13 protein-coding genes are annotated in these 12,782 nt (G+C 56.9%); 9 read left to right on the top strand and 4 right to left on the bottom strand.

The genetic code is table 11. The annotated features are described in order from the left end of the window. Nucleotides 1-105: 105 nt before the first annotated feature. The gene (locus GO499_RS07235; protein ID WP_161861568.1) at nucleotides 106-786 is read left to right on the top strand and encodes a thiamine diphosphokinase; all 681 of its coding nucleotides are present in this window, start codon (nucleotides 106-108) and stop codon (nucleotides 784-786) included. On the opposite strand, the gene GO499_RS07230 is transcribed toward GO499_RS07235, so the two are convergent. Then, the gene (locus GO499_RS07230; RefSeq protein ID WP_161863869.1) at nucleotides 767-2,158 is read right to left on the bottom strand and encodes an L-serine ammonia-lyase; all 1,392 of its coding nucleotides are present in this window, start codon (nucleotides 2,156-2,158) and stop codon (nucleotides 767-769) included. The genes GO499_RS07235 and GO499_RS07230 overlap by 20 nt on opposite strands. A gap of 185 nt (nucleotides 2,159-2,343) precedes the next feature. Between GO499_RS07230 and rpiA the strand changes: the two genes are divergently transcribed. The 6 genes from rpiA to GO499_RS07200 all read left to right on the top strand — a co-directional run bounded on the left by rpiA (nucleotide 2,344) and on the right by GO499_RS07200 (nucleotide 8,455). Next, nucleotides 2,344-3,147 carry a ribose-5-phosphate isomerase RpiA gene (gene rpiA / locus GO499_RS07225; protein WP_161861567.1) on the top strand — a complete coding sequence of 268 codons (804 nt, stop codon included), beginning with the start codon at nucleotides 2,344-2,346 and terminating at the stop codon, nucleotides 3,145-3,147. Beyond that, nucleotides 3,144-4,496, top strand: coding sequence for a glutathione-disulfide reductase (gene gor, locus GO499_RS07220; RefSeq protein ID WP_161861566.1), 1,353 nt, complete (start codon nucleotides 3,144-3,146; stop codon nucleotides 4,494-4,496). Before rpiA ends, gor begins: the two co-directional genes overlap by 4 nt. Before the next feature lie 101 nt (nucleotides 4,497-4,597). Further along, complete coding sequence (gene hflK / locus GO499_RS07215; RefSeq protein ID WP_161861565.1) at nucleotides 4,598-5,785, top strand: FtsH protease activity modulator HflK; 1,188 nt, start codon at nucleotides 4,598-4,600, stop codon at nucleotides 5,783-5,785. After that, a complete protein-coding gene (gene hflC / locus GO499_RS07210; protein WP_161861564.1) occupies nucleotides 5,782-6,669 on the top strand; it encodes a protease modulator HflC in 888 nt (295 codons plus the stop codon). Before hflK ends, hflC begins: the two co-directional genes overlap by 4 nt. Further along, the gene (locus GO499_RS07205; protein ID WP_284154919.1) at nucleotides 6,641-6,850 is read left to right on the top strand and encodes a DUF2065 domain-containing protein; all 210 of its coding nucleotides are present in this window, start codon (nucleotides 6,641-6,643) and stop codon (nucleotides 6,848-6,850) included. The genes hflC and GO499_RS07205 overlap by 29 nt, the downstream gene beginning before the upstream one ends. Before the next feature lie 93 nt (nucleotides 6,851-6,943). Further along, nucleotides 6,944-8,455, top strand: coding sequence for a Do family serine endopeptidase (locus GO499_RS07200; RefSeq protein WP_431309895.1), 1,512 nt, complete (start codon nucleotides 6,944-6,946; stop codon nucleotides 8,453-8,455). 50 nt (nucleotides 8,456-8,505) lie between these two features. On the opposite strand, the gene GO499_RS07195 is transcribed toward GO499_RS07200, so the two are convergent. Beyond that, the gene (locus GO499_RS07195) at nucleotides 8,506-9,597 is read right to left on the bottom strand and encodes a calcium-binding protein (protein WP_161861563.1); all 1,092 of its coding nucleotides are present in this window, start codon (nucleotides 9,595-9,597) and stop codon (nucleotides 8,506-8,508) included. A gap of 133 nt (nucleotides 9,598-9,730) precedes the next feature. Then, nucleotides 9,731-10,153 (bottom strand): OB-fold nucleic acid binding domain-containing protein, encoded by a 423-nt coding sequence (locus GO499_RS07190; protein ID WP_161863866.1) that lies wholly within the window; start codon nucleotides 10,151-10,153, stop codon nucleotides 9,731-9,733. Nucleotides 10,154-10,304: 151 nt separating this feature from the next. On the opposite strand from GO499_RS07190, the gene GO499_RS07185 reads away from it, so the two are divergent. Both GO499_RS07185 and GO499_RS07180 read left to right on the top strand, forming a co-directional pair. Next, a complete protein-coding gene (locus tag GO499_RS07185; RefSeq protein WP_161861562.1) occupies nucleotides 10,305-10,628 on the top strand; it encodes a 2Fe-2S iron-sulfur cluster-binding protein in 324 nt (107 codons plus the stop codon). After that, entirely contained in the window at nucleotides 10,628-11,455 is an 828-nt protein-coding gene (locus tag GO499_RS07180) for an FG-GAP repeat domain-containing protein (RefSeq protein WP_161861561.1), read from the top strand. The genes GO499_RS07185 and GO499_RS07180 overlap by 1 nt, the downstream gene beginning before the upstream one ends. A 4-nt stretch (nucleotides 11,456-11,459) precedes the next feature. Here GO499_RS07180 and purD read toward each other — a convergent pair whose 3' ends face one another. Beyond that, nucleotides 11,460-12,731 carry a phosphoribosylamine--glycine ligase gene (purD, locus tag GO499_RS07175; RefSeq protein ID WP_161861560.1) on the bottom strand — a complete coding sequence of 424 codons (1,272 nt, stop codon included), beginning with the start codon at nucleotides 12,729-12,731 and terminating at the stop codon, nucleotides 11,460-11,462. Between the last annotated feature and the right edge of the window lie 51 nt (nucleotides 12,732-12,782).

Here is a 12,782-nt window from a genome sequence, read left to right as displayed (position 1 = left end):
GTATCTGAAGCTGCATGTGGTGTCCTAGTTCAACGTGGGATCGCCGGGCGAACACTGCTACAGCTTCCTGAATACACTACGATTCACCGGAGTCCACCAAAGCCGATGCCCCCGCCAGTTGTCCACTCCGAACACGCCGTTACCCTCATCGGAGGTGGTCCTGTTGCACCTGAAAGCCTGTCGCTGGCGCTAGAGCGTGCACCGCTGCTGGTTGCTGCCGATGGCGGCGCGGAGCATGCAAAGGCGCTAGGCAGCCTTCCGTCCACCATAATTGGTGATCTTGACTCGCTAATTAATCATAAATGGTGGCGGAAATCAGGCATTGCAATTTACAAATTTGAGGAACAGTCGAGCACAGATTTTGAGAAGTGCATCTCTTGTATTGATGCGCCGCTTATAGTCGCAGTCGGGTTTCTCGAAGGCCGCTTCGACCATGCTCTCGCTGTGATGAGCGTTCTTTTTTCCCATCGGTCGCAACGCATCTTGGTGCTGGGCAGGGAAGATGTGATCTTCATGTGCCCGGATGTTCTGTCTCTCGAACTTGAGGTCGGTACACGAATTTCGTTCTTTCCGCTCGTGAAAATTCGGGGACTGATGAGTGCGGGTTTACGATGGCCGACGGATGGGCTGACGTTGGAGCCGGGTGCCCAGATAGGCACTTCCAATGAAGCCGTTTCCGCAAGGGTCCGTGCCAGTTTCGACCGTCCGGGTATGCTGGTGATCCTACCAGTATCCTGCCTAGATCAGGCGATAAAGGCGCTCGGTTTCAACAATTCGGAACGTTGACCGCGAGGCCGCCCAGCGAGGTTTCCTTGTACTTTTCGTTCATATCGCGGCCGGTCTGCCGCATCGTTTCGATGCAGGCGTCGAGACTAACGAGGTGGGTGCCATCGCCGCGGAGCGCCAGCGATGCGGCCGAGACGGCCTTGATAGCGCCGAGGCCGTTCCGCTCGATGCAGGGCGCCTGAACCAACCCCTTTATCGGGTCGCAAGTCATTCCGAGGTGATGCTCAAGGGCGATTTCCGCGGCATTCTCGACTTGCTCCGGTGATCCGCCGAGTACCGCGCAAAGACCGGCCGCGGCCATGGCAGCGGCAGAGCCGACTTCGCCTTGGCAACCAACTTCCGCACCCGAGATCGAGGCGTTGGCTTTCAGAAGCCCACCTATGGCCGCGGCAGTGAGCAGAAAATCGACAATCCGGTCCTGCGAAGCATTCGGCACATGGTCGAGGTAGTAGCGCAGCGTTGCCGGAACAACGCCGGATGCTCCGTTGGTCGGCGCCGTTACAATCTGACCGCCGGCTGCGTTTACCTCGTTTACTGCAATGGCATATGATGCAATCCAGTCGTTGATGGTATGCGGTGCCGCAAGGTTCATTCCATGGTCGATCCGCAAGCTTTCCTGCAGAGCTTTTGCACGTCGACGCAGTTGGAGCCCGCCTGGCAGGACACCGTCGGCTTGCAAGCCGGCGTCAATCGAACCGGCCATGACTTTCCAGATCTGCAGAACGCCCTTGTCCAGCTTCTGGCCATGACCCTGCGCAATCTCATTGGAGCGTTTCATTCCGGCGATGGTCAGGCCCGAACCTTTTGCCATGGCGAGCATTTCTTCGGCGGAATGGAAAGGATAAGGAACATCGGCCGCAGTGGTTTGCGGTGGCGGGTTTTCAAGTTCCTTTGCGGTGACGACGAAGCCGCCTCCAATTGAAAAGTAGGTTTCCTCCGCGTGCAGGTTACCGCCATCATCGAACGCCCTGAAAACGAGACCATTTGTGTGCTGTGGCAGTGACGGACCGTAGTCGAAAGTGATGCTGACATCGGGATCGAAATCTAGTGTTCCAATACCCTCGACCTCCAACTGTTTTCTTTGTGCAGCGGCTGACTCCGCTCTCGTCGCCAAATCGAGATCGAAGGTTTCCGGGACAAATCCGAGCAGACCGTAAAAAACGGCTTTGTCGGTAGCGTGCCCCTTGCCGGTGAACGCGAGTGAACCGTGGAGCGTGCAGGTGATTTGGCTCGCCGTGCCAGCACCCGGAACAAGGGCTGCGCCGGATCGCAGAAGGTCCAGAAACCGTGCCGCCGCAATCATGGGGCCCATGGTGTGACTGGAAGACGGGCCGATGCCGATCTTGAAGATGTCAAAAACGCTGAGAAACATAGTTGGTATCGCCTGCTGCTGCCTCTGAACGATATACAGCATGTAGTCTGCAGAACTGATGATCGAAAACGGCAGGCGAGATGACTAAACGGTCATTTTCGGTAGGCTGTAACTGGCAAACTTCCCCTTACCGTCCGGCTCGATTCCGCATATAGAGGCTCGAGACTATGCCTTCGGAGACCTTCATGATTGATCGCCTTTCACCACCGGATCGCGCCAAGCTGATGTCAGCCTACCATGCGATGCAGTTCGTCGAGGATGAAATGCGATTGGGACTCGGCACCGGATCGACGGCAGCTTGGCTGGTTAAGTTGCTGGGAGCCGAGAAGCATGTGTTCGGGCTGGAAATCCAGTGCGTCGCGACATCCACCCAGACGCAGGAACTCGCCGAGAGGGTGGGCTTGCGGATGATTTCCCTTGATCAGGCCGGGTGGCTCGATCTTGTAATCGACGGTACCGACGAGTTTGATCCGCTGCTTTCGCTGATCAAGGGAGGCGGTGGGGCGCTTTTGCAGGAAAAGATTGTCGCAACCGCGTCGGACAGGATGGTGGTTATCGCGGATCCAAGCAAGGAAGTTGACAGGTTGGGAGCATTCCCTTTGCCTGTCGAAATCGTGCGCTTCGGATCAGAAGTCACGAAAGGGCTGATTGAGGACAAGTTGGCCGGCTTTGATGTCGCAACCCGTCGTACCCATTGGCGAGAAAAGGCCGGTAAACGTCTGATTACAGACGAGGGGCACTACATCCTTGATCTCAATCTCGGTGAAATCAGAGATGTCGATACGATAGCAAGCGGCTTGCTGGAAATTCCCGGCGTTGTCGAAACAGGTTTGTTCCTCGACATCGCGGATACGGTCGTGATGGGTGTCGCCTCCGGCGAGGCAAGGCTGATCTTTTCCGACGATCCGGAAATGCTTGTCGACATTTCCGACACTGATCATTTCGACGCCCTGATGGCACACTTGGCCGAGACGGGAGAATTGCAGTGAGCTTCGACTATGACCTTTTCGTAATCGGCGGTGGTTCCGGTGGCGTTCGCGCTGCGCGTTGGGCCGCGATGGCAGGCGCCAAGGTCGGACTTTGTGAGGAATTTCGCTATGGTGGAACCTGCGTCATTCGGGGGTGCGTGCCGAAAAAATTGATGGTCTTTGCGTCTTCATTCTCCGAAGCGGCGGAAGACGCAGAGGGCTTCGGCTGGACGATGAGTGCGCGCAACTTTGACTGGAAAGCTTTCATCGACAAGAAAGACAGGGAGATTGATCGCCTGGAAGCAGTCTATTCCCGCAATCTGGAGTCATCCGGCGTCTCGATATTCAGGGAACGCGGCGTGGTGAAAGGGCCTAACAGCGTCGAACTGGCAAGCGGCGAAACAGTATCGGCGGGCCACATTCTTATTGCTACGGGCGGATATGCCTTCGCTCCGGACGTTCCTGGCATTGAGCATGTCATCACGTCCAATGAGATATTCCATCTCGACGAACAGCCGAAGCGGATGCTGATTGTTGGTGGCGGGTATATCGCCTGCGAGTTCGCCGGAATTATGAACGGCCTTGGGACCGAGGTGACACAGTTTTATCGGGGCGCTCAGATACTGCGCGGTTTCGACGATGAGGTGCGAGGGCACATAGCTGAGGAAATGCGCAAGAAGGGCATCAATCTGCACGTCGGACGTGATGTCGTAAGTATCGAAAAGAAGGAAGCCGGTCTGGTTGTCAAATGCACGGACGGAACTTTTTCCGAATACGACCAAATTCTCTATGCGACGGGACGAAAGCCCAATACCTCGGGTCTTGGCTTGGAAGACGTTGGCGTGAAGCTCGATCGGAACGGAGCCGTTGAGGTCGACAAGTTCAGCCAGACGGCGGTACCTTCGATATATGCTGTCGGTGATGTGACGGATCGTGTTAATCTGACACCCGTCGCTATCAGGGAAGGTATGGCTTTCGCCGAAACGGTCTTCAGGGACAATCCGACACCCGCCGATCACGAACTCATCCCAACCGCTGTTTTCACCCAGCCGGAGATAGGAACCATTGGGCTGACGCAGGAGGAAGCCCGGGAGAGCCACGACATCGAGATTTACCGCTCTACGTTTCGACCGATGTTTCATGCATTCGCTGATCGTGATCAGCGGATGTTGATGAAGTTGATCGTGGACAAACCGACGCAGAAGATTCTTGGTGCGCACATCGTTGGGCCAGCAGCGGGCGAAATGATTCAGATGGTTGGTATTGCTGTGAAAATGGGGGCCACGAAACAGGACTTTGACAATACAATGGCGGTTCATCCTACGGCAGCGGAAGAATTGGTAACTATGCGGGAACCGGTTCCAGGCTAACACACCGCCGCATCTTGAAATATTGCTCCGGATCAACAGGTAATGGAGCGGGACACAGGATCGGTTGAAAAGCATTACAACAAAGAGGAAGCGATAGGCGGATGCCATACTCGAACAATTCGGGCGGCCCATGGGGCGGCGGCGGCAAGAAGGGCGGCGGCAACAACGGCGGTGACGACGGCGGCCGTGGCCCTTGGGGCGGCGGAGATGACCGTGGCCGCGGTGGTGGCGGCGGGAAAGGACCCGGAGGTGGAGGGCAGGGGCCGGACATCGACGAGATCATGCGTCGTGGCCAGGAACAGCTTCGTGTACTGATGGGCGGGCGCGGCGGTTCAGGTGGCGCAGGCGGTGGCGGTTTTGACGGAATGGGACGCGGCGCCGTTTTCCTTATCATTCTCGCGCTTCTGGGGGCCTGGGCCTTTCTAAGTTTCTACACGGTGCGACCGGAGCAACGCTCGGTGGAACTGTTTCTCGGAGAATTCAGCGCCATCGGTGATCCCGGTTTGAATTTCGCGCCGTGGCCGTTGGTGACCAAGGAAATTCTCGAGGTGACCCGCGAACGGTCTGTTCAGATCGGTTCGGGGGGAAATAACGGCGACGGTTTGATGCTGACTGGCGACGAAAACATTGTCGATATCGACTTCGAGGTTGTGTGGAACATCAGCGATCCGTCCGGGTATCTTTTCAACCTTGCAGAGCCACAAGAGACGATTGACGCTGTGGCCGAAGCCGCGATGCGGGAGGTGATCTCGCGCTCCGAACTCGCTCCGGTGCTAAACCGAGACCGAGGCATTATCGCCGAAGAGGTGCAGACCCTCGTTCAGTCGACTCTCGACAGCTACGACTCCGGTGTGCAGGTCATCCGCCTAAACTTCGATGGGGCCGATCCACCGCGCGAAGTGATTGATGCTTTCCGAGATGTTCAGGCGGCAGAGCAGGAACGGGACCGGCTGAAGAACGAAGCCGACGCGAACGCCAACCGTGCGCTTGCTGAAGCACGCGGCGAGTCGGCGCAACTTCTGCAGGAAGCAGAGGCTTACCGTGCGCAAGTCATCAATGAAGCTCAGGGTGAGGCGAGCAGATTCATCGCTGTTTTCAACGAATATTCGAAGGCCGAGGATGTAACTCGCAAACGACTTTACCTGGAAACGATGGAACGGGTTCTCGGCAGCGTCGACAAAATTATCATTGATGAGGGTGCGACCGGTGCAGGGCAGGGGGTAGTGCCTTATCTCCCACTCAACGAACTGCGCAGACCGGCGCCCGCCAGCGGAGGAAATGACCAATGAGCCGTGTAACGATTTTGATCATCGTTGTCTTCGCAGCGCTGGTTACGGTACTTTCTTCCGTCTTCATCGTCGACGAACGGGAAAAGGTATTGGTGCTGCAGTTCGGTCAGATCCGAGACGTGAAACAGGACCCGGGTTTGGCTTTCAAAGTTCCGTTCATTCAGTCGGTCGTCCGCTATGATGATAGGATACAGTCGCTCGACACGCCTGAGCAGGAGGTCACGCCACTGGATGACCGACGTCTGAAGGTTGATGCTTTTGCCCGGTGGCGTATTGCGGACGTCGTCCAGTTTCGTCAGGCGGTCGGTGGTGGCGACATGGGTATTGCCGAGAGCCGCCTATCCACAATTCTCACGTCGCAGATACGTGAGGTACTGGGGTCGGTGAGTTCTAACACCATCCTGTCGGCCGACCGTGTTGCCTTGATGAATCGGATCCGAGATGCCGCCATCGTCCGTGCGCGCTCTCTTGGGGTCGAGGTGATCGACGTTCGTATCAAGCGGACAGAGTTGCCTGAACAGAACCTTGAGGCGACTTTCCAGAGGATGACCGCTGAACGTGCGCGTGAAGCAGCCGACGAGAGAGCACGCGGTCGCGAAGCGGCGCAACGCGTCGAGGCGCAGGCGAACAGGACAGCGGTTGAACTCGTTTCCGAAGCGCAGCGGGACAGCGAGGTTATTCGCGGTGAAGCGGACGCTCAGCGTAACGCGATCTTCGCGGAAGCGTTTGGGCGGGATCCGGAATTCTTTGCTTTCTATCGTTCATTGACAGCTTACGAACGGTCTCTCAAAGGACAGAATTCCACGATGGTCATTTCGCCGAACAGCGAATTCTTTGATTATCTGAAGTCCGACCGTGCTCAGCCCTCATCGCGTGACAATTGAGGATGTAATTTTCGGAGTCGCCTTCGTGGCGATCGTGGAGGGGCTGGTGCTTGCACTGGCCCCTTTCCGAATTGGTGACATTTTGCGAAAGCTTGACGAAATTCCGCTTGATACGCGGAGGTTGATAGGACTCGGGGTAGCCGCCGTCGGCGTGTCGATCGTCTGGTTCCTGCGCGGCTGACTTGCGGAGCTGACAACATCAGCCTTCGTGTGACGGTATGGTGAACGGCAGACCAAGGCTGCGGTGCTTGCCTTGAGCGTATTTTGGGCCATGATGGAAAACGAGCCGGCAACCACAACCGGCGATGCAGGAGGACCAACTTTGACCAGACCATCAGCAACCGCACGAAGCTTGCCGTCTCCAGAGCACGCCGTGGCAGCCTTTCAAGTTCTGATACTGGCAATTGCTCTTGCTTTCGCTATTCCAATTATGTCGAAGGCAGCGCCAGAAAGTTTTGCGGATCTCGCCGAAGAACTTTCTCCATCCGTCGTCAATATTACGACGACAACGAGTGTAACGGCTTCTGCAGGGCCCCGTCCGATGATCCCGGAAGGCTCACCGCTCGAGGATTTTTTCAACGACTTCATGGACAGAAATGGTCCACAGGAGCGGGAACGCCGTGGATCCGCTCTGGGGTCAGGCTTCGTCATTTCCGCGGACGGCTACATCGTAACCAACAATCATGTGATCGAACGTGCCGACGAAATCACTATCGAATTCTTTAATGGCGCAGGTGAACTACCTGCCGAAGTTATCGGCACTGATCCCCGTACCGACATCGCATTGCTGAAGGTGGAGCCGGAGAACCCGCTTCCGTTTGTGTCATTTGGAGACAGTGACGTCGCGCGGGTCGGGGACTGGGTTCTGGCCATTGGCAATCCGCTGGGGCAGGGTTTTTCTGTCAGTGCCGGAATTATATCGGCGCGAAACCGTTCGCTTCAGGGCGCATACGACGATTTCATACAGACTGATGCGGCTATCAATCGTGGTAATTCTGGCGGTCCATTGTTCAACATGGACGGCAAAGTCATCGGCGTGAATACCGCCATCCTGAGCCCCAACGGTGGTTCCATCGGTATTGGTTTTTCGATGTCTTCCGCAGTCGTGACTCGGGTCGTTGATCAATTGCGGGAATTCGGTGAGACGCGGCGCGGCTGGCTGGGCGTGAGTATCCAGAACCTGACACCGGACGTCTCTGAAGCGCTCGGCCTCGAAGACGAGGAGGGCGCATTGGTCACGGATGTGCCTGAAGGTCCTGCCAAGGAAGGAGGTGTGCTGTCCGGCGATGTCATTCTCAGCTTCGACGGACAGGACGTGAAGGATACGCGCGAGTTGGTGCGGATGGTAGGTGAAACCGAAGTCGGCAAGACCGTTCGCGTGCTGGTATTTCGCGAGGGCGGTACGCAGACGCTGCGAGTTACGCTGGGACGCAGGGAAAGCGCTGAGGGCACTTTGGAAAGCGGAGACGTCGAGTCCGATATCCCGCCGGAAGTCGAGGTGTTGGGAATGACCCTTGCAACGCTCAATGATGAAGCCCGGACAGAGTTCGGAATCGATGGCTCCGAAAGTGGCGTCGTTGTCATCGCCGTAGACGAAACCAGCGAGGCTTTCGAGAAGGGAGTCCGTCCCGGCGATTTGATCACGGAAATCGGTCAGAGTTCGGTCTCTACGCCTCAGGATGTGGAGAAGGGCTTCAAGGCAGCGGCGGATGGTGGCCGAAAGTCTGTTCTCTTGTTGGTCCGCAAGGACGGCAGGCCCCGTTTCGTGGCGCTGTCGCCGCAGTAAATCGATGCGTTTGTGATTGCAGGGGCGGGCGCGAGCTCGCCCTTTCTCATTCAGAACAGGAATATGTCTTCTGTCAGGTTCGCGAGGGTTGTGTTCTCGATGATCAGGCCTGATCCGGGAACGTCCCATTGAATGCTGACATCCCTGCCGGATTGGCGCATGACGATGTTGTCGGTGGCATTCGTCAATCCGTTGATGCGCAGGTGGTCCTCCGAAGGATTGAAGTCTTCGATCCTGTCCCATCCGCGAGTTCTGGTTGAGAAGACAAATGTGTCGGCGCCCCAACCGCCGGAGAGGACGTCGCTGCCGTGGCCGCCGGTAATAACGTCATTGCCCTCGCCGCCGTAGATCACGTCGTTGCTCTGGTTCCCGAACAATCGGTCATTGCCGCGTCCACCCGAAAGGCGATCCTGTCCGCGGCCTCCGAACATACTGTCGCTGCCATTTGACGAGATCAGACTGTCGTGGCCGCTGCCACCCCAAGCCAGACTGTCCCGAGACGAGGCGCCGAGTTCGATCTCGTCATGGCCGGCACCGCCGAACAGCCTGTTCATCCCACTGCTGTCGCTGAGGCTGTCGTCGCCTGATCCGCCGCGTATAGTGTCATCGGCAAGGCTCCCGACCAGCGTGTCATCGCCACCATGGCCATTGAGTTCAACGGGGCCGCGGATAGGAACGATGCTACTGTCCATCGTCAGATGGTCGTCTCTACGTCCGCCCTCGAAAGTGAAACCTTCCTCACGGATCATCGAGGCGAGGCTGTCGGCGAGATCGAAGTGCCAATCAATGGAAGATTGCATCTGCTGATTTTCCGCAGTCACAGAGACACCTGTCCCAAGATCAAGTATTCCTATGGAGATTTGTCCGTTTCCGTCAATTCGGCTGAAGGTGATGGCAGTCACCATTACATCAGCTCGAAAGTCTCGCTCTGTCGGCCCAGTTCCTGTGAACTCCGCCTGAACATTGATGGCAAGGCTCGGATAGCGCAGACTCTCCACTGTCAGCCATTCGCCAGTGCCGGCGAGGTGGACGACTGCTCCGTCATGATTGGTGGCGCTGCGCAGGAACGCATATGGTGACAAGGCAGCACCTATTCCCGAGAAGATGTGGAATCCGGCGGATGTGGCTGTGAGTGTCGGCATGTGCGAGCCCTCTTTATTTTAACCGGAGCATTGTCGTGCCCGCGCAAAAGGAGATCTCACAGCTTTGTCTAAAATTCAAAGCATCTGGTAATGTTTGGTTAATTTATCAATGGGTTAATACAGTCACAGCACATTAGCGGCGCTTGCGAGGAAAACTGCGCCCGCCCGCATCATAGGTATTCACCGGCAGGCCGATTCCGGTTTCCGTAGCCGCAATACGTCCATCGGCCAAACGGTCCAGCATCGGTGAAAGATCCTCTATCTGCTTTGCGATGACATGGACAACTTGTCCATCACGCTGAACCGGTCCTGTGATGCGCAACAGTCGTGCACCGACGACAGCCCTGCGAAAAGCTTCGTAAACTTTCGCCCAGACGACGACGTTGGCGACGCCTGTCTCATCCTCCAACGTTATGAATATTACTCCCTTTGCGGTGCCCGGTCTTTGGCGCACTAATACCAGCCCCGCTACTGTCACGATTGCACCGGTGGCGGGGCGATGCAGCATCCCGGCGGGCAGGGCTGCTGGTGGACTTGGCAATTGGCAAGCAGGCATGAGAACAAAATAAAAACAAAAGGCGCGTGATGCAAGCCGGCAGCATCGTGCTGCACAGTTGCGAGAGAACAGGATGAAAACGTCCGCCAGTCCTTTATTTATCGGGCCATGCGGTTTAGGACGAAGCAAAATCAGATGGAGTAAGCTCAAGATGGCGAAGATCACATATATCGAGCACAACGGAAAAGAACATGTGGTGGAAGTGAACAACGGCCTCTCGGTGATGGAGGGCGCGCGTGACAACAACATACCCGGGATTGAGGCAGATTGCGGTGGCGCATGTGCCTGCTCCACCTGTCATGTCTATGTACATCCCGACTGGGTCGGCAAACTGCCCGAAAAAGAAGCCATGGAAGAAGACATGCTCGATTTTGCTTGGGAGCCGGATACGGAACGTTCTCGCCTGACATGCCAGTTGAAAGTGACGGACGAACTTGATGGCCTGATCGTCCAGATGCCGGAAAAACAGATCTGATGTTTCGTCGCCTCGCGGGCCTCTTGCTCGTTGCCTTTGCGCCCGCGGCAATGGCTTGTGAGGCGATGACGAACGGATGGGGCCTTGAGGGACGTTCGGCGGAAATTGAGATCAGCAATGCAAAGCCTGACGGTACGCAACATGAGGGCTGGGCGTCCGCGGCAACCCGGCTGATCATGCATGCCGGCTTTCGGGATCTTACGTCCGACTATGGCCACGACGTCCTCGGCGGTATCAAAGAAGCACGGCAACTGACGATCCATTTGCGGCAGCCCGGCGATGACCGGATTACCTGTCCGGCCGAAGTGATTTTGCCCAAAGGCACCTATTTCGAAGATGTCACGCCACGGCTCTCCGATCTCACAGGCGACGGAATGCCGGAAATTGTAGTGGTCGAATCGAGCGAGGATACAGGCGCTCGTCTCTCCATCTATGATCGTCGAGGCGCACTCGTCGCAGCGACCCGACCCATTGGTCGCCGATATCGCTGGCTCGCCCCCGCCGGGATTGCTGACTTCAATAACGACGGTATGCCGGATATTGCCTACGTCGACAGGCCCCACCTGGCGAAGATCCTGCGCATCGTTACCCTCGATGGAAAAGAATTGGTGGAGATCGCCAATCTTCGGGGTGTCTCGAACCACCGTATTGGTGACAGGATGATCCACGGTGGCCTGTATGATTGTGGCGGACAGGTGGGACTAATATTGGCGAGCGGTAATTGGCAGCAAGCTATTAAGGTAACCCTGCTCGAACGCGGTGCTGTGCAGGAAAATCTGGGAGCAATAACTGCTCCGGATGACTTGGCACGTCACCTCGGTTGCTGACCGATCACTTGCTCAAAGCCCTCCATCCGATATCACGCCGGAAGAAACCTTCAGGCCAATCAACCTTGGCGACCGCCTCGTACGCTCGGTCTTGAGCATCGCTCAAAGTTTCTGCCCGCGCGGTTATCGCCAGCACCCGCCCTCCGGAGGCTATAAGTTGGCCATTCTCATCCCGCGAGGTCCCGGCGTGAAAAACCTGCGTATTTGGTGTCTCGATGATGTCTGACAAGCCGCTAATGAGCGAGCCCTTGGAATAACTGCCCGGATAGCCGTTGGTAGCAAGGACGACCGTCAACGCATGGTCGTCTGCCCACTGTGGCCGGGCTTCTGCGAGACGACCTTCGGCTGTGGCAAGCAGAAGGTCCAGAACCTGCGCCCCTAAACGCAACATCAGCGTCTGACACTCCGGGTCGCCAAATCGGGTGTTATATTCAACAAGGCTTGGATTGCCGTCGTCGATCATCAGACCTGCGAACAGCACGCCACTGAAGGGCGTTCCGCGTCTGGCCATTTCTGTCAGAGTTGGACGGATGATCTTCTCCATCGTCCGGTCGATGACAACATCCGTCATTATCGGCGCAGGTGAATAAGCACCCATTCCGCCAGTGTTGGGTCCCTTGTCGCCCTCAAGTGCACGCTTGTGATCCTGGGCGGTTCCGATCGGAACAGCAGTTTCACCGTCGGAAAGGACAAAGAACGAGGCTTCTTCGCCGGTAAGGAAAGCCTCAATCACTACCTCGGCGCCCGCTGCGCCGAATGCGCCCCCGAAGATTTCCGCGAGTGCGGTTTCAGCGGCCGCCATCGTCTCGACAACGGTGACACCTTTACCTGCGGCAAGCCCGTCTGCCTTGATGACGATCGGCAAGTCCTGTTGGCGCATGTATTCGACTGCAGAGTTGTGGTCGTCAAAACGTCGATAAGCTGCGGTCGGGGCATTGCACGCCGTGCAGATTTCCTTTGTGAAGGATTTCGATGCCTCCAGCTGCGCCGCCGCTCTCCCCGGGCCGAACGTCAGATAGCCCGCCTCTCTCAGATCATCGGCCACGCCGGCTGCCAAGGGCGCTTCCGGCCCGATTACGACGAAGTCGATGTTGTGTTCCGCCGCGAGAGCGACCACAGCGGCGCCGTCCTCTATGTCACACGGTAGGCAGCTCGCCATTTCGGCAATTCCGGCATTGCCCGGAGCAACGAACAGGCGATCGCATTTCGGGTTCTGCGCGATTGCCCATGCGAGGCTGTGTTCACGGCCGCCGCTACCAAGAATGAGGATGTTCACACTCCGCCTCCGCTTTGTTACCGTGCCGTCAATTAGAGGCATGCGAAGCCG

The sequence above is a fragment of the Algicella marina genome (assembly GCF_009931615.1).
Taxonomy (GTDB): Bacteria; Pseudomonadota; Alphaproteobacteria; order Rhodobacterales; family Rhodobacteraceae; genus Algicella; species Algicella marina.
This window is presented reverse-complemented; position numbering and strand designations above follow the sequence as displayed.